Here is a 15,388-nt window from a genome sequence, read left to right on the forward strand (position 1 = left end):
AGCGCTGAAGGCGCTCGTGCACTGCCAATACTGCTCATCGCGAGGTGACCCGTGGCAAGCCTAAGCATTGGCTAGGATCAGGCAACGATATCTTTCAGCAGAACGGTAGATCGCGGGATCGGGGTGTTCACCAGTCGTGCGAGACAACGGCCTCAAATGTGATGATGGAGCTGATTTTGTCTCCGGTAGGCCGCGCGGCCTAGCTTTCTCGCAAAGCTGGCAACTACGATCATCACCAAGTAGGCCTCAAGCTATGCAGCCGATACACCTTTCCTCACGCGCGGTAGATGTTGTGTGCGCTTCGTTATGAGCCGAGGCTGCAGGTCCACAAACTCCCGTATGCCGATCCAGAATGGTTCACGTGACACATTTGACTGAGTCTTGGAGGCGTTTAGCTCCGTCTTGGGCTCGCCGGAGTACCGAGAACGTTTGCTGAAGACTGTCTTTGGTGACGAGCATCTCATCAATGAAGACTCTTTTGGCGCGATTGAACTCCTTCTCAACGCGTGGCAGGCTTTCGATAACGCTGATGAGTACATCTGACATATTTATTGCAGCTTGGACTGAGCTTCCAAGTGAGTCAAACACATCATGCAAATGAGCCAAGTCGGTGCTTTGGATATCAAACCCAGCCAAATCGATGGCGAACAAGTTGTCTAGGCCAGCCGCAAGTCGCGTTAATCCTAGTCGGTACTCAGCGTTGGCGGGCTTTAGCCATCTGGTGTATTCATCCAAAGCGAAGGCTAATTTCCTAACTCCGGCACGCACATGCACGGGCTGTTGTTTGGCAAAACCTTCCAACTCAATTCTTGCGGTGTCTATGTGCGGATTGAGCCCTTCAAAACGCTGGCCCATTTGCGTCACTACTGCATTGATTGCGCCCATGCCCTCCTGAACATCGATGATGCAATCGAGCAAGCCAACCTCCCCGGATTCACTTGGCTTCACGGCCTCGATTTCCGAAGGTTCAGTTGCTGGATTTGGCGAACTGATTACCACTCCTTGTGGGCGGGTTGACGCAAAGTCAGACACGGGACTTCCGAAGTGAATCGACCCATTCTTCGCGCCTTGCGCGATCTTGCGCAGAGTTTCTGTAGCCTCTGCAACACGGGCGAAATGCGTGCTGTATGTCACAACACGATAAGCGCGCAAATCGAATGGAACATCGTCCAGATCCTGCGATAGCAAGACAGTGCTCCTTCCGAGGGCATGAGCTATCCCGAGTTCGTAGAAAACGTTCGGGTTGGCGCCCGTCAGGTCTGCAACTACGAGATCTGCAGCCAAAATACCTTGCACAACGTCGTGCATTATGTTTCGAGCGCTATTCGGCTCATCTGCCCTTTCAACTGTGAATCCCTCGGATTCAAGCGGCGCTCGAATGACGAAAGAGAAAATGTCATCAAAGTCTGGGGCAAATGGCATCAGGACAAATGCCTTCATGAGTGATCCTCCTCGCGGAAACGTCCGAAGTGGGTTGCGGTCCGATTCAAATCAAAGCTCTGACTCGCCGTGAATCTTTCGACCTGATTAGCAATGAAACTCAGCTTCGAGAGAGTTTGACCTGCTGGGATTTCGTTTTCGCCAAAGGGCTCTCCATGAAAACGCCAACTTCAGCCGCCCGAACGGCGCTCGATTTCTAGGGTTTGCTGAGACACCTTGCTAATCAGGTCTTTCGATGTTCACCTCCGAGAGCGCCCACCGCTGTTGCTGTCGTCCTTTGACGCGCGAAGTATTTTTATGTCGATGCGGTCGGCCATTTAGGTGTAGTGGATATCGCAACACCGACGTGCTCAGGGCATAGAGAGTGCACTGGTACTCCTAATGTCAAGCGCAAGATATTAAATGAGGCATGTGCCCCTTTGCCAATCAATACTGCTGAAGTTGCAGCTTTCAACGACCTGGAGCTCTATTTGTTCTTTGCATAGTACAGCTGCCAGATTGCATTGATGACGGATTGCTTGTTCCAACCCACGCCATCATCAGCATTGTTGAGGACGACTCCCGATTTTTTTTGTTGCCCCCAAGGATTGACTGCAAGAATTGGTTTGCTGTAACCCTTTGCTCCATCAATTTCCTTTTGAATCCATTTACTGTAGTTGCTGTACATGCCGCTAGGAATAACAACAACGTGCGATCTGGCAATCTGATTGAAGATGGCATTTTGCAACATCTGCGTGCTAGTTACATTGTGAATTGGATGCCCTCTTGGGATAGAGAAATCCCGGAAATCCAATGAGGCTGAACCTGCTGACCAGCTTTCGCCAAATATCCATTTTGCAAGCGTGTCGTAGTGGTCCGAGTAGGCCCACGCATGGCTGATAAAGACGTGAATCTGACGAGTGCTCACTACTCATCCCTTCTTGCGATTTGAGTTGATCTTTAGGCCCGATATTTCCGCGGCCGGCTGCTGACTCACTGGTCCGAGATACACCGTGCAAGTACGTAGATGACGATGGCCACATACGGCCAGCTCAGAATCAACCCGACTGGGGCGGATGCCAGACGGTCTCGAGCTCGTCAACGCTCTGGCCATGGTAAATGACTTCGAACTTGGTGGGCGGGTCATAGCCCGGGGTCTCCCTCAGCAGGTGATGGATGCGCCTTGTCACCCAGTCCGACGTTGCGAGTTCAATCGCTTGCCAGGTATTCCACGTCCCTCGCCGGAAAACACTAACAGACTTGTTTGTAGAGCGTTTTGATTGCCTAGGCGAAAGCAGTTTCATACGCGTCCAACGGCACTGGGCTTCGATATGGTCGGATTAGACGCTCACGCCGCCTTGATCGTTGGGATGCCTGCCCATATGAGTCCAGCCTTCCCATCTTGAATTGACCCGCCGCGATTGGAAGGATCGTGTTCAAGTAGAGCAAGTTGGACATCAGCCTTCTTGCCCTCATGCATGTCCATGGACTTCTATAGCAGGGTGCAAGTCCATGGTGCGCAACTCGTGGGTGAGACGCTGGTTTGCGTCAGCGTGCCGCGGAACATCTCTTCCAGTGCTATCAGGCGGTGCTGGGCGTCGAGGAAGAGCACGGCAAAAACCTCATGGCCCAGCCCGCCGAGCTGCAGGCTGAGGTAGCGCCGCACGGCCTCGGGCGCGTCGAACACCGGCCGCTGCGCCAGCTCGCTGTGCAGCGAGCGCCGCGCGATTTCGAGCACGGCCGCGATCTCGGCCTGCTTGGCCGGGCCGAGGCCTTTGACACCTTTCAGATCGGCCACCCGGGCGTGGAGCAGGCCGTGCCAGCCCCCGAACTGATCAAGCAACTGCTGCGCCAGTTGCAAGACCGGTGTGCCCTGGATGCCGGTGCGCAGCAGCAGTGCCAGCAGCTCCGCATCGGCCAAGGCCTCGGGGCCGCGCGCCAGCAGCTTTTCTCGCGGGCGGGCTTCGGGCGGCAGGTCGTGCAGCGGCATGGGCTTCTCCGCAGGGCAGCAGGCAGTGGTGCAGGGCCGCAGGGGGCCGGGCAGGGCTTTCTGTCGTCGGTGGCCGGGAGAGATGGGCTCAGGCCCTAAAATCCGGGCAACTTCGACCTTGCGCTCCCATGAATCTTATCCAAGCCGGTTCTTTCCTGACGCTGCACTACCGCCTCTCCGGGCCAGACGGCACGGACGTCATCAACACCTTCGATGACAAGCCGGCCACCCTGTCCCTGGGCACGGGCGAGCTGTCGCCCGCCATCGAGGCGCGCCTGATCGGCCTGGCCGAAGGCACACGCACCCAGTTCGAGCTGGCGGCCGGCGAGGCCTTTGGCGAGCGCAATGCCGAGATGATGCAACGCGTGAAGCTCAGCCTCTTGCGCCAGCTGGGCGACCCGGACGAGGAATACCACGTCGGCGATGTGGTGCAGTTCCCTACGCCCGACGGCCAGGCCAGCTACGCCGGCTTGATCCGCGAGATCGGCGAGGACAGCGCCTTGTTCGATTTCAACCATCCGCTGGCCGGTCAGCCGGTGAGCTTTGAAGTGCAAGTGATCGGGGTGCTCTGAGATGCCGAATTCCATCCAGCCCCAGGAAGTGTTGCTGGCCGAGCCGCGCGGCTTTTGCGCCGGCGTGGACCGGGCGATTGAGATCGTCGAGCGCGCGCTGCTCAAGTTTGGCGCGCCCATTTATGTGCGCCATGAGATCGTGCACAACACCTATGTGGTCAACGATCTGAAGGCGCGTGGCGCCATCTTCATCGAGGATCTGGCCGAGGTGCCCCCCGGCGCCACGCTTGTGTTCAGCGCCCACGGCGTGAGCCAGGCGGTGCGCCAGGAGGCGGCACAGCGCGGTTTCCAGGTCTTCGATGCGACCTGCCCGCTGGTGACCAAGGTCCATGTCGAAGTGGCCAAGCTGCACCGCGAAGGTTATGAATTCATCATGATCGGCCACAAGGGACACCCCGAGGTCGAGGGCACCATGGGCCAGCTCAGCGAAGGCATCTACCTGGTCGAAGAGGCCAGCGATGTGCCGCATGTGCGAGTCAAGGATCCGTCCAAGCTCGCGGTGGTCACGCAGACCACGCTGAGTGTTGACGATGCCGCCGAGATTCTGGCCGCCGTGAAGACGCATTTCCCCCAGGTGCGCGAGCCCAAGAAGCAGGACATCTGCTACGCCACGCAAAACCGCCAGGATGCCGTCAAGGTGCTGGCGCCCCAGGTGGACGTGGTCATCGTCGTGGGCAGCCCGACCAGTTCCAACAGCAACCGCCTGCGTGAGCTGGCCCAGCGCCTTGGCACGCCGGGTTATATGGTCGATGCGGCCGAAGATCTGCAACCCGAGTGGCTCGATGGCCGCGCCCGGGTCGGCCTGACCGCTGGCGCCTCGGCCCCCGATGTGCTGGTGCAGGCTGTCATCAACCGCCTGCGCGAACTCGGCGCCACCACGGTGCGCAGCCTGCCGGGCGTGGAAGAGCATGTGCGCTTCCCTCTGCCCATGGGCCTGGGCGACAAGTCCATGGCCGAGGTGAGCAACTCTCGATCCTGAAGCCGGCGCTCAGGCCTGCCGGCGGCGCCTGCTCTTGGCGCCGTTTTGCTTTCATAGAATCGACTGAATTCCAAGGACACCTCTTCAAATGCTAGACATCAATCTGTTGCGCAAGGACCTGGCCGCCGTGGTGGCCCGCCTGAACACCCGCAAGAACCCCCAAGCCTTCTTGGACGAAGCCCGTTACGCCGCGCTCGAGACCGAGCGCAAGGGCGTGCAGATGCGCACCGAGGAACTGCAAAGCCGACGTAACAGCCTGTCCAAGCAGATCGGCATGCTGAAGGGCAAGGGCGAGGATGCCTCGGCCGTGATGGCCGAAGTGGGAGGCATCGGCGATGAGCTCAAGGCCGCGGCGGAACGCCTGGAAGCGATCCAGGCCGAGCTCAGCACCATGCTGATGAGCGTGCCCAATTTGCCCGACGAGAGCGTGCCTGTGGGCAGCGACGAAAGCGGCAATGTGGAAGTGCGCCGCTGGGGCACGCCGCGTAGCTTCGATTTCGAGGTGCGTGACCATGTGGACCTCGGCGCACCCTTGGGCCTGGACTTTGAAACCGGCGCCAAGCTCAGCGGCTCGCGCTTCTCTTTCCTGAAGGGCCCTGCGGCTCGCTTGCACCGTGCGCTGGCCCAGTTCATGCTGGACGTGCAGACCGAGGAGCATGGCTACACCGAGTGCTACACGCCCTACATCGTCAACCGAGAGGTGCTGGAAGGCACGGGCCAGCTGCCCAAGTTCAAGGAAGACATGTTCTGGGTGCTGCGCGGCGGCGATGACCAGGCGCAAGAGCAGTACCTGATTTCCACTTCGGAAATCTCGCTGACCAACACCGTGCGCGAGCAGGTGCTGGACGCCTCGGCCCTGCCGATCAAGCTGACCGCCCACAGCCCGTGCTTCCGCTCGGAAGCCGGCAGTGCCGGCCGTGACACGCGCGGCCTGATCCGCCAGCATCAATTCGACAAGGTCGAGATGGTGCGCATCGAGCACCCCGAGCGCAGCATGGCCGCGCTGGAAGAGATGACGCTGCACGCTGAGGCCATCCTGCAGAAGCTGGGCCTGCCCTACCGCACGGTGCTGCTGTGCACCGGCGATATGGGCTTTGGTGCAATCAAGACCTATGACCTGGAAGTGTGGGTGCCGGCGCAGAACACTTACCGCGAGATCAGCTCCTGCTCGAATATGGGTGCCTTCCAGGCCCGCCGCATGCAAGCGCGTTTCAAGAACGAGCAGGGCAAGAACGATCTCGTTCACACCCTGAACGGCTCCGGCCTGGCCGTGGGCCGCACCCTGGTCGCGGTTCTGGAGAACTACCAGAACGCCGACGGCAGCATCACCGTGCCCGAAGCCCTGCGCCCCTACCTGCGTGGCGCAGAAATTTTGCGGGCCTGAGCGAAAAGTGCTGGCAAACTGAGAAAAGCTCGCTATACTAGCGGGCTTACTCGCAGCAACCAACGCGAGCACCAGAATACCGGAGAGGTGGCAGAGTGGTTGAATGTACCTGACTCGAAATCAGGCGGACGGAAACGTCTCGGGGGTTCGAATCCCCCCCTCTCCTCCAAACAGCTTGCTCGGCAAGCACTGCAAAACGGGCCCTTGAGGCCCGTTTTGTTTTTTCGGCTTGTCCTTCGACATTTTCTCTGGCACAGATTTCTTGTGTAGGCGCCGACCAGCGTTTTTGCGCGATCGCTCATCGGTGGCCCTAATTTTCGATTGAAAGTACATGGGCGCCTGAGCTGTCACTTTCGGTTGAGCCGTTTGGCATGTTTGGCTTGCTTGGGTGTTTTTGCCAGCGGTGAACAAGTTCAGTCAAATTCGAACGGGGCGACAAGGGTGTGCGCTATGCGGGAGCATGGCATCGGCAAGCCCCCCGAAAGGCTGAGATGGCAATTTGAGACATATTGCGTCTGATGCTTGTTTTTCGTTTCGAAAGACGTACTTCTTGCGATTTGAGAGGAAAGCTGCAACTTGTGCTCCATATACTCGCGAACCCGGCGTAGACCGGAGTAGTAACGAGGGAGTGATAAATGAAAGCAGTTGCAACTGCTCTGGCCGTGTGCATTGCACCGGGTTTTCTGCTGGGTTGCGCGAGCGGTCCGCGTTCGCATTCGCCGTCGGTCAGTGGCCAAGTCAGGCAAGGGTCTCAATACGAAAGTGACTGGCTTGAGTGCCGCCGCTACGCAATGATCGATAGCTTGCTCTTACCAGATCCAAAAAGTAAGGGCGGCTCTTCGGGCAGTGCAGCAAACACGCCTGGACATCCGAGTGGCGCGGTTTCCGAATCTTCGGATGAAGTTGCCAAACGCTGCATGGAGACCCGCGGCTATCCGATGCAGCAGTGAGCTCTCATCTCAATCGATCTGTCCAGAAGTCAATCGATCATTCAAGCAAGCTTCATGCTTGAGGCTTCAATTGGCGGAATGGGCCACAGGCATGAACTTGATCTGAGCCACCCAAACTTGCATGCGGTTCATCGCCGGGCATAGGCGCGATCTCTTCGGGCTCATTGGTTTGACCTGCGGGTACCGGTGCTGCCTTCTTCTGAGGACCTGAGGTGCCCGCTCAGTCCGGCAAGCCCATCAGCAAGTCGCCACCGGCGTACAGCCAGCTTTCCCAGTCGCAAGATTCATCGTCCTGAAGGGGCACCGCGGTCGCAGCCCGCAACGGTGCCGGCGGCAGCGTGCGGGCTTGCGGGCTTTGACGAAGGGCTTGCAGGCTGCGGCGACGTGCAGGGCGGGTAGCTTGAGCGGCAGGCTTGCGGTTCGCCGCGCGCAGCGAAGCCGGGGTGTCGAGACGCAAGACGTGGCTGTGAGGGCGGTGTGTGGACTGCATGGCTGAAGGGCTCCTGTCGATGGATGCAACTGTCCTCCGATGCAGATTGGCCAGATACCCCCGCCAAGGGGTGCCCTCCAATGGGGGGTGAGGGGTGGCTTGACTGCTGCTCCCGGTTTGGATTGTCGGAGCTGTGGGCGCGGGATGCGCAGGCGGCGTGAATCTCACCGGAAAGAGTGGGCACCTGAGCGGCACTGCTCCGGTGAGCGGGCAAAAAAATGCCCCGGCAGGCATGAAAGCCTGCAGGGGCCGGTTCAATCGCCGAGGGCGGTAAACCAATCGATCGGGCATCCGATCGAGGAGACAAAACTGATTTGAGGGGCCGATTCAGCGCCTTTGGGGCGTCAGATCTGCCGGAGGGCACTCAAACTCCATGAATGCCACTATAAGACCAGTTTGGGTTCTTGGCTTCGAAGGATTCCGGCTTTCTATTGCCGTTTTTCGCAAGAATGAACGAAAGCCTGGGGTTTCAGAGTCCTGCCTGGCTGGCCGATTCATGGGCGGCGGCTTCAACGGCTTCTCGCGTCAGCGGTGCGGCAAAGGTCGACATGAAGGCGTAGACGTAGTCGCGCAGGTAAGCGCCGCGGCGCACGGCGAGCCGGGTCATGTTGTCGGCGAACAGGTGTCGGGCGTCGATGGCGGCCAGGTGCTGGTCGCGATCTTCGTCATAGGCGATGGAGGCCACGATGCCCACGCCCAAGCCCAGTTCCACATAGGTCTTGATCACGTCGGCGTCCATGGCGGCCAGCACGACGTTGAGATCCAGGCCGGCCGTGCGGAAGGCATCGTCGATGTGCGAGCGGCCGGTGTAGCCGAGCTCGTAGGTGATGATGGGGAACTGGGACAGGCGCTCCAGGGTCAAGACCTGACCCTCGGCGGCTTCTTTCGCCAGCGCATGGTCGGGCGGAACGACCACCGAGTGGGTCCAGCGGTAGCAGGGCAGTGCGATCAGCTCATCGAACTGGGCCAGGGCCTCGGTGGCAATGCCGACATCGGCCTCGCCATCGAGCAGCAGGCGTGCCACCTGCTGCGGCGAGCCCTGATGCAGGTGCAGGCTGACATCGGGGTGGGCGGCCCGGAAGTCGCGCACCACCGGCGGCAGGGCATAGCGCGCCTGGCTGTGGGTCGCCGCAATGCGCAGCGTGCCGGTGCCGGCGCGGGCGAAGTCATCGCCGGCGCGGCGCAGATTGTCGGCCTCGTGCAGCATGCGCTCGATGATGGGCAGCACGTGGCGGCCCGGCTCGGTCAGGCCGGTCAGGCGCTTGCCGGCGCGCATGAAGATCTCGATACCGAGCTCATCCTCCAGCTCGCGGATCTGCCGGCTCACGCCGGGCTGCGAGGTGTGCAGGGCATGGGCCACTTCGGTCAGGTTGAAGCCGCGGCGCTGGGCCTCGCGGATGGAGCGCAGTTGCTGGAAGTTCATGCCTCAGGCTGCCTTGGCGGTGCTGGCTGCACGCGGGGTTTCGGTGTTCTGGCCCGCTTCGAACAGGCTCAGGCGGCTGGCGGCCAGGTGCACACGCTGACCGCTGTACAGGCTCAGGGCCTCGGCGCGTTCGCGGCTCAGCTCGGCCTCGAGGTGCTGGCCCTTGGGACCGAGCAGCTCGACGCGGGCACTGGCGCCGAAGCTCAGCACGCGCTCCACCGTGGCGGCCAGGCCTTGTGCGTCGGCCGCGGTCAGGATTTGCAGCTCATGCGGGCGGGCATAGGCCTGCACCGGGCCCGTGGTGTTGAAGGTGGCACCATGCTGCAGCTGGTGCTCGCCGATGTGGACCACGCCGTTCTCGGCATGGCCTTCGAAGCGGTTGACTGCGCCGAGGAAGCCGTAGACAAAGGGCGTGGCCGGCTTCTCGTAGACCTCTTGCGGCGTGCCGATCTGCTCGACGCGGCCGTGGTCCATCAGCACCACACGGTCGGCCACTTCCAGGGCTTCTTCCTGGTCGTGGGTGACGAAGACGCTGGTGATGTGCAGTTCGTCGTGCAGGCGGCGCAGCCAGCGGCGCAGTTCCTTGCGCACCTTGGCGTCGAGGGCGCCGAAAGGCTCGTCCAGCAGCAGCACGCGCGGCTCCACGGCCAGGGCGCGGGCCAGGGCGATGCGCTGGCGCTGGCCGCCGCTGAGTTGGGGCGGGAAGCGATCGGCCAGCCAGTCCAGCTGCACGAGATTGAGCAGCTCATGCACTTTCTTCTTGATGACGGCCTCGCTGGGGCGCTCCTTGCGCGGCTTGACGCGCAGGCCGAAGGCCACGTTCTCGAACACCGTCATGTGGCGGAACAGGGCGTAGTGCTGGAACACAAAACCGACCTGGCGCTCGCGCACATGGGTGTCGGAGGCGTCTTCGCCGTCCAGCAAGACCTGACCCCGATCGGCCGTTTCCAGGCCGGCGATGATGCGCAGCAGCGTGGTCTTGCCGCAGCCCGAGGGGCCCAGCAGGGCCACCAGCTCGCCGGTGGGGAAGTCGAGGCTGACGTCACCCAGGGCGGTGAAGGCGCCGAAGGACTTGTGGATGTTGCGGACTTGGATGCTCATGTCGATGCTTCCTTGAGGGATCGGTGGGCATTCCACTCGACGAATTGCTTGAGAACCAGAGTGACCAGGGCCAGCAGGGCCAGCAGGGAGGCCACAGCAAAGGCGGCCGCGAACTGGTACTCGTTGTAGAGAATTTCCACGTGTAGGGGCAGGGTGTTGGTGTAGCCGCGGATGTGGCCCGAGACCACCGAGACCGCGCCGAACTCACCCATGGCCCGCGCATTGCACAGGATCACGCCGTAAAGCAGGCCCCACTTCACATTGGGCAGGGTGACGCGCCAGAAGGTCTGCCAGCCCGAGGCGCCCAGCACCGTGGCCGCTTCTTCCTCATCGCGGCCTTGGGCCTGCATCAGCGGGATCAGCTCGCGTGCCACAAAGGGGAAGGTCACGAAGATGGTGGCCAGCACGATGCCGGGCACGGCAAAGATGATCTTCAAATCATGCGCTTGCAGCCAGGGGCCGAACCAGCCCTGGGCACCGAAGAGCAGCACATAGACCAGGCCCGCCACCACAGGCGAGACCGAGAAGGGCAGGTCGATGAAGGTGATCAGGAGCTGCTTGCCGCGGAAATCATGCTTGGCGATGGCCCAGGCCGCGCTGACCCCGAAGACCAGGTTCAGCGGCACCGAAATGGCAGCGGCGATCAGGGTCAGCTTGACTGCCGAGACCGCATCGGCCTCGACCAGGGAGGCGATGTAGACCTCCCAGCCCTTGCGCAGCGCTTCGTGGAAGACCGCCACCAGGGGCATGATCAGGAACAGGCCGAAGAAGGCCAGGCCCAGGGTCAGCAGGGTGATGCGCACCCAGGGCGCCTCGCGCGTGGCGGGGTTGCGCTCGTAGCGTCCGGCGCTGCCGCTCTGCGGCACGCCCAGACTTGAAACGATGCCGGCCATTATTTGCGTCCTTCCAGACCGTTGCGGCGCGAGCTCCAGGCTTGCAGGCCATTGATCGCCAGCAGCAGCACGAAGCTGAACACCAGCATCACCGCAGCGATCGAGGTGGCGCCGACATAGTCGTACTGCTCCAGCTTGGAGATGATCATCAGCGGGGTGATTTCGCTGACCATGGGCAGGTTGCCGGCGATGAAAATCACCGAGCCGTATTCACCGACGGCGCGGGCGAAGGCCAGGGCAAAGCCGGTCAGCAGGGCCGGCGTCAGCGTCGGCAAGACCACCAGGCGGAAGGTCTGCCAGCGGTGGGCGCCCAGTGCGGCCGCGGCTTCCTCCAGCTCGGTTTCCATGTCTTCCAGCACCGGTTGCACCGTGCGCACGATGAAAGGCAGACCGATGAAGATCAGCGCCACCAGAATGCCCAGCGGCGTGAACGCCACCTTGATGCCCCAGGGGGCCAGCAGCGAACCCAGCCAGCCATTGCCTGCGTACAGCGCGGTCAGCGCTATGCCGGCCACGGCGGTGGGCAGGGCAAATGGCAGATCGATCAAGGCATCGACCACCTTCTTGCCGAAGAACTCGTAGCGCACCAGGCTCCAGGCCAGGATCAGGCCAAAGACCAGGTTGATGCTGGCGGCCAGCAGCGAGAGGCCAAAGCTCAGCTTGTAGGACGCCACCACCCGCGGCGAGCTGGCCGCGGCCCAGAAGGCCTCAAAGCCATGGCCGGCCGATTTGATGAACACCGCCGACAGCGGGATCAGCACGATCAGCGAGAGGTAGAACAAGGTGAAGCCCATGCTCGGGCCGAAGCCGGGCAGCACCCGGCGTTTGGCCCGGCGCGGGCCGGCATCCGCCGCTGGCAGCGCGTGTGGCGCTGCGGCGGGCGAGGGGATCACATGGCTGGTCATGGCAAGGCGGCGGTGTAGAGCGCGTGCAGATGGGTGGTCAGCGGGGCTGGGTCAGCTTGCAACTCGGGCTCAGCGCTTGATGCCGGCCACGATCTGGTCGTACTGGCCCCCATCGGCGAAATGGGTCTTGCTGACCTTGGCCCAGCCGCCCAGCAGCTGGTCGACGCTGAACAGCTTGATCGGCGCGAAGCGCTTCTCTTCGCGCTTGAACACGGCCGCATCACGCGGGCGGAAGTTGTGGCGGGCGATGATGGCCTGGGCTTCCGGGGTGTAGAGGAAGTCCAGATAGGCCTTGGCGGTGGCGGCGGTGCCCTTTTTGGCGACCACCTTGTCGTTGATGGCCACGGGTGCATCCGCTTCGATGGACACGCTGGGGTTGACCACCTCGAACAAGCCCTTGCCGAACTCGTTCTCGATCAGCTCGGCTTCCGATTCAAAGGTCAGCAGCACATCGCCGATGCCGCGCTGGGTGAAAGTGGTGGTGGCGCCGCGGCCACCGCCGTCCAGCACCGGCACGTTGGCGAAGATCTTGCTGACCAGCTCCTTGGCCTGAGCGTCATTGCCGCCCTTGGCCAGCACGCTGCCCCAGGCAGCCAGATAGCTGTAGCGGCCATTGCCCGTCACCTTGGGGTTGGGAATGATGACTTGCACGCCGGCACGGGCCAGATCGTTCCAGTCCTTGATGCCCTTGGGGTTGCCCTTGCGCACCAGGAACAGGATGGTGGAGCTGTAGGGCGCGGCATTGTTGGGGAAACGGCTGCGCCATTCCGCGGGCGTGAAGCCCTTGTCGGCCAGCACGTCCACATCGGTCGCCTGGTTCATGGTCACCACATCGGCCTCCAGGCCGCCGATCACGGAACCGATCTGTTTGCTGGAGCCGCCGTGCGATTGGTTGATCGTCAAGGCCTTGCCCGTCTTGGCTTGGTGCTGCTTGATGAAGGCCGGGTTGATCTCTTTGTACAGCTCGCGGCTCACGTCGTAAGAGACATTGAGCAGGGTGTCGGCCGGGCTTTGCGCCAGGGCGCTTGCAGGCATCAGGCTCCAGGCCAGCAGGGCAGTGGCGGCCAAGGCGACGGTGCGGCGGGAGGTCTTTTCCATGATGTCAGGCGGGGCAGGGCATGCCCGGTTGGAGAGTCAGGCTCGCACTGTGCCTGCCGCCTCTTATTCATGGAACAACAGTTTTTATATTTGTTTATCTGGGTTTTGAATAAGGAGCCATTCGGCGACGAATGCCGGGTCATCCCAGTCAATGCCAGGGGCACTCTCGCTGAAGAGTCGGTCCGGGCCGTGCGGGCGCTTGCTCACTTTCGCTTTCCCCATGCACCCCATCAGCAAGTGCACACACGGCCCGGCCTATCTCCTGTGCACGCTGTCGACGCGGCGAGCCGGCTGGCAGCCCTCGCGCACGACCCAGTGGCACAGGTCACCGGTCTTTCCTGGCTCTTCCTCTTCGGCCTCTTCCTATTCGTCTTCCTCTTCGTCCCTCGGGCCGCGTCTTTGTCGCGGCCTTTTCCTCGTGACGATGTTTCTTGGTGTTCGCCGCGAACGTTTCGTTTGCCGTCCGTGGCGAAGCTCAGTCTAGGTGGCGGCCCGCGCCGCGCCCAAGAAGTTTTGCGCAGGAATATGTCTGCATAACGAATAAGTCAGGCAGCATGGCGCCCCCCCCGGCTTCGAGATGCCGGGCAGGCTCATTTGGGTCCGACCGTGATCCAGCGCCATTCCAGCCAGTTGTCCGGGCGGTGCACCACCTGGATATGGCTTCGGGCCGTCCAGGGGATGAACTGGCGGTGCAGGGGGATGTAGTGCACCTGCTCGGCCTGGCGCTTGAAGGCCTGCTTGATCAGCTGCTGGCGCTTGGCTTCATCGGGCTCCTTGCTGGAGGCGGCGACCAGGGCATCGAGCTCATCGTCCTTGAAATTGCCGCGGTTGTACTCGCCCACGCCTTTCTCGCCGCGGTTGCGGAAATGCGAGGTGAAGATGCTCTCGGGGTCGGTGATGGAGCCGCCCCAGCCGAAGAGGTAGGCCGAAGTGTCCAGCTGCTCCAGCTTGCTGAAGATCAGGCCCTTGGGCTGGGCGTTCACGCGGGTCTTGATGCCCAGCTTGGCCCATTGCGAGGCCAGGGTCATGCAGATGCGCTCGTCATTGACATAGCGGTTGTTGGGGCAATCCAGCGTGAACTCGAAGCCGTTGGCGTAGCCGGCCTCGGCCAGCAGCTTCTTGGCGGCGGCCAGGTCGTAGGGCAGGCGGGCTTCCAGCGCCGGGTCGTTGAAGCTGCCCAGGGGCGAGGGCACCAGGGCACCGGTGGGCGCAGATTGGCCGTTCATCAGCTTGGTCTTGATCGTTTCGATGTCGATCGCCTGGTAGAGCGCGCGCCGCACCCTCACATCCTTGAAGGGGTTCTTGCCCTTGACATTGCTGTAGAGCAACTCGTCGCGGCCCTGGTCCAGGCCGATGAAGATGATGCGGTTCTCGGGGCCGTTGACGATCTTGACGCCGGGCGTGCGGGCCAGGTTCTCCAGGTCGCGCGGCGACGGGTCGAGCACGAAATCCACCTCGCCCGAGACCAGGGCGGCGGTGCGGGTGGCATCGCTCTTGATCGGGGTGTAGATCACCTCCTGCACATTGCCCTCGATCTGGCCCCAGTACTTGGGGTTGCGCTTGAACACCGTCTTGCTGTCGGGCGCGCGGCTGACCAGCATGAAGGGGCCGGTGCCGTTGGCGTTGAAGGCGGCGTAGGACTCCTCCTTGGCCGAGAAGTCCTGGGTGCGCGTGGCCTTGTGGGCCTCGGCCCAGCCGCGGCTCATGATGTAGATCGTGGTCAGGTGCTGCAGAAAGATCGGGTTCACCTGGGGCAGGCTGAACTCCACCGTCAGATCGTCCACCTTGCGCGGCTCACCCACCGCATTGGCGTACATGGCGATCTGCGAGCTGGGCTGCTTGGCGCGCTGGATGGAAAAGACGACGTCATCGGCCGTGAAGGGCCGGCCGTCGTGGAACTTCACCCCCGGGCGCAGCTTCAGGCGCCAGCTCTGCGGGCCCAGCTGCTTCCACTCGGTGGCCAGCTGGGGCACCAGCTTGAGCTGCGGGTCACGGGTGACCAGGAACTCATAGATCTGGCCGTTGACGGTGTTGGTCAGGGTTTCATTCTGTGCATAGGGGTCCAGCGTCAGCGGATCACCGGCGCTGGCCCAGCGCAGGGTTTGGGCCTGGGCGGAGGGCAATGTCCAGATCAGGGCGGCGCCCAACAGGCAGGCCAGCAGGGGCGATTTCATGGGGCAGACT

Annotated in this window: 13 protein-coding genes, 1 tRNA gene and 1 pseudogene; 5 read left to right on the forward strand and 10 right to left on the reverse strand. The window is 61.9% G+C overall.

What is annotated here, in order from left to right; translation table 11 throughout:
- Window positions 1-357: 357 nt before the first annotated feature.
- The 3 genes and pseudogenes from OOB33_RS13375 to radC all read right to left on the reverse strand — a co-directional run.
- Window positions 358-1,440, reverse strand: coding sequence for a nucleoside 2-deoxyribosyltransferase (locus OOB33_RS13375; protein WP_271009039.1), 1,083 nt, complete (start codon window positions 1,438-1,440; stop codon window positions 358-360).
- A gap of 466 nt (window positions 1,441-1,906) precedes the next feature.
- Window positions 1,907-2,347 carry a TIR domain-containing protein gene (locus OOB33_RS13380; protein ID WP_271009040.1) on the reverse strand — a complete coding sequence of 147 codons (441 nt, stop codon included), beginning with the start codon at window positions 2,345-2,347 and terminating at the stop codon, window positions 1,907-1,909.
- A gap of 600 nt (window positions 2,348-2,947) precedes the next feature.
- Window positions 2,948-3,409: pseudogene (radC, locus tag OOB33_RS13385) on the reverse strand (RadC family protein); the annotation flags it as partial.
- Window positions 3,410-3,537: 128 nt separating this feature from the next.
- Between radC and OOB33_RS13390 the strand changes: the two are divergent.
- The 5 genes from OOB33_RS13390 to OOB33_RS13410 all read left to right on the forward strand — a co-directional run bounded on the left by OOB33_RS13390 (window position 3,538) and on the right by OOB33_RS13410 (window position 7,294).
- Window positions 3,538-3,981: an FKBP-type peptidyl-prolyl cis-trans isomerase gene (locus OOB33_RS13390; RefSeq protein WP_102769970.1), complete on the forward strand. Its 444-nt coding sequence runs from the start codon at window positions 3,538-3,540 to the stop codon at window positions 3,979-3,981.
- A 1-nt stretch (window position 3,982) separates the two neighbouring features.
- Entirely contained in the window at window positions 3,983-4,960 is a 978-nt protein-coding gene (gene ispH, locus OOB33_RS13395; protein WP_271009041.1) for a 4-hydroxy-3-methylbut-2-enyl diphosphate reductase, read from the forward strand.
- Between the two features lie 88 nt (window positions 4,961-5,048).
- The gene (gene serS, locus OOB33_RS13400; protein WP_271009042.1) at window positions 5,049-6,344 is read left to right on the forward strand and encodes a serine--tRNA ligase; all 1,296 of its coding nucleotides are present in this window, start codon (window positions 5,049-5,051) and stop codon (window positions 6,342-6,344) included.
- An 81-nt stretch (window positions 6,345-6,425) separates the two neighbouring features.
- Window positions 6,426-6,513: transfer RNA gene (locus tag OOB33_RS13405), tRNA-Ser, on the forward strand.
- Window positions 6,514-6,979: 466 nt separating this feature from the next.
- The gene (locus OOB33_RS13410) at window positions 6,980-7,294 is read left to right on the forward strand and encodes a hypothetical protein (protein ID WP_271009043.1); all 315 of its coding nucleotides are present in this window, start codon (window positions 6,980-6,982) and stop codon (window positions 7,292-7,294) included.
- 220 nt (window positions 7,295-7,514) lie between these two features.
- Here the strand turns inward: OOB33_RS13410 and OOB33_RS13415 are convergent, their stop codons facing one another.
- The 7 genes from OOB33_RS13415 to OOB33_RS13445 all read right to left on the reverse strand — a co-directional run bounded on the left by OOB33_RS13415 (window position 7,515) and on the right by OOB33_RS13445 (window position 15,378).
- Window positions 7,515-7,784 (reverse strand): hypothetical protein, encoded by a 270-nt coding sequence (locus OOB33_RS13415; RefSeq protein WP_271009044.1) that lies wholly within the window; start codon window positions 7,782-7,784, stop codon window positions 7,515-7,517.
- Between the two features lie 469 nt (window positions 7,785-8,253).
- Entirely contained in the window at window positions 8,254-9,207 is a 954-nt protein-coding gene (locus OOB33_RS13420) for a CysB family HTH-type transcriptional regulator (RefSeq protein WP_271009045.1), read from the reverse strand.
- Between the two features lie 3 nt (window positions 9,208-9,210).
- Window positions 9,211-10,308 carry a sulfate/molybdate ABC transporter ATP-binding protein gene (locus tag OOB33_RS13425; protein ID WP_271009046.1) on the reverse strand — a complete coding sequence of 366 codons (1,098 nt, stop codon included), beginning with the start codon at window positions 10,306-10,308 and terminating at the stop codon, window positions 9,211-9,213.
- The gene (gene cysW, locus OOB33_RS13430) at window positions 10,305-11,201 is read right to left on the reverse strand and encodes a sulfate ABC transporter permease subunit CysW (protein ID WP_171828275.1); all 897 of its coding nucleotides are present in this window, start codon (window positions 11,199-11,201) and stop codon (window positions 10,305-10,307) included. Before cysW ends, OOB33_RS13425 begins: the two co-directional genes overlap by 4 nt.
- Complete coding sequence (gene cysT, locus OOB33_RS13435) at window positions 11,201-12,106, reverse strand: sulfate ABC transporter permease subunit CysT (protein ID WP_271009047.1); 906 nt, start codon at window positions 12,104-12,106, stop codon at window positions 11,201-11,203. The genes cysW and cysT overlap by 1 nt, the downstream gene beginning before the upstream one ends.
- Before the next feature lie 69 nt (window positions 12,107-12,175).
- On the reverse strand, window positions 12,176-13,204 hold the full coding sequence (locus tag OOB33_RS13440; protein WP_442953011.1) for a sulfate ABC transporter substrate-binding protein: 1,029 nt from the start codon (window positions 13,202-13,204) through the stop codon (window positions 12,176-12,178).
- A 590-nt stretch (window positions 13,205-13,794) separates the two neighbouring features.
- Window positions 13,795-15,378, reverse strand: coding sequence for an ABC transporter substrate-binding protein (locus OOB33_RS13445; protein ID WP_271009048.1), 1,584 nt, complete (start codon window positions 15,376-15,378; stop codon window positions 13,795-13,797).
- Between the last annotated feature and the right edge of the window lie 10 nt (window positions 15,379-15,388).

The sequence above is a fragment of the Paucibacter sp. B51 genome, assembly GCF_027863535.1.
GTDB classification, from domain to species: Bacteria; Pseudomonadota; Gammaproteobacteria; order Burkholderiales; family Burkholderiaceae_C; genus Paucibacter_A; species Paucibacter_A aquatilis.

What these genes read in the sequence shown, in the direction of transcription:
- OOB33_RS13390 (WP_102769970.1), top strand. Translation starts at nt 3,538, where the DNA reads ATGAATCTTATCCAAGCCGGTTCTTTCCTGACGCTGCACTACCGCCTC.
- cysW (WP_171828275.1), bottom strand. Translation starts at nt 11,201, where the DNA reads ATGGCCGGCATCGTTTCAAGTCTGGGCGTGCCGCAGAGCGGCAGCGCC.
- OOB33_RS13415 (WP_271009044.1), bottom strand. Translation starts at nt 7,784, where the DNA reads ATGCAGTCCACACACCGCCCTCACAGCCACGTCTTGCGTCTCGACACC.
- OOB33_RS13440 (WP_442953011.1), bottom strand. Translation starts at nt 13,204, where the DNA reads ATGGAAAAGACCTCCCGCCGCACCGTCGCCTTGGCCGCCACTGCCCTG.
- OOB33_RS13375 (WP_271009039.1), bottom strand. Translation starts at nt 1,440, where the DNA reads ATGAAGGCATTTGTCCTGATGCCATTTGCCCCAGACTTTGATGACATT.
- OOB33_RS13410 (WP_271009043.1), top strand. Translation starts at nt 6,980, where the DNA reads ATGAAAGCAGTTGCAACTGCTCTGGCCGTGTGCATTGCACCGGGTTTT.
- serS (WP_271009042.1), top strand. Translation starts at nt 5,049, where the DNA reads ATGCTAGACATCAATCTGTTGCGCAAGGACCTGGCCGCCGTGGTGGCC.
- cysT (WP_271009047.1), bottom strand. Translation starts at nt 12,106, where the DNA reads ATGACCAGCCATGTGATCCCCTCGCCCGCCGCAGCGCCACACGCGCTG.
- OOB33_RS13420 (WP_271009045.1), bottom strand. Translation starts at nt 9,207, where the DNA reads ATGAACTTCCAGCAACTGCGCTCCATCCGCGAGGCCCAGCGCCGCGGC.
- ispH (WP_271009041.1), top strand. Translation starts at nt 3,983, where the DNA reads ATGCCGAATTCCATCCAGCCCCAGGAAGTGTTGCTGGCCGAGCCGCGC.
- OOB33_RS13445 (WP_271009048.1), bottom strand. Translation starts at nt 15,378, where the DNA reads ATGAAATCGCCCCTGCTGGCCTGCCTGTTGGGCGCCGCCCTGATCTGG.
- OOB33_RS13425 (WP_271009046.1), bottom strand. Translation starts at nt 10,308, where the DNA reads ATGAGCATCCAAGTCCGCAACATCCACAAGTCCTTCGGCGCCTTCACC.